At 47.1% G+C, this 210-nt stretch carries 1 protein-coding gene; it reads left to right on the top strand.

Annotation, left to right across the window (positions count from 1 at the left end):
* A partial coding sequence (gene secG, locus B4K20_RS14555; RefSeq protein ID WP_289283461.1) for a preprotein translocase subunit SecG occupies window positions 1-210 on the top strand: 210 nt, incomplete at both ends.

Below are 210 nucleotides of genomic sequence, written 5' to 3'. Positions count from 1 at the left end.
TGGTGGTGGCGGTGGTGCCTCAGGCAGCTTGTTTGGCAGCCAAGGTTCGGCTTCATTTTTAAGTCGTGCGAGTGCTGTGCTGGCAACAATCTTCTTTATCACCAGCCTGACATTAGCCTATTTTTCAGTCGATACACCAGGAAAAGCGAAAAGTGTGACAGAGTCTGTGCCAACAACAGAACAAAAAGTCGATAAAACACCTGCAGATTT

The organism is Methylophaga sp. UBA5088 (genome assembly GCF_002414625.1).
Taxonomy (GTDB): Bacteria; Pseudomonadota; Gammaproteobacteria; order Nitrosococcales; family Methylophagaceae; genus Methylophaga; species Methylophaga marina.
This window is presented reverse-complemented; position numbering and strand designations above follow the sequence as displayed.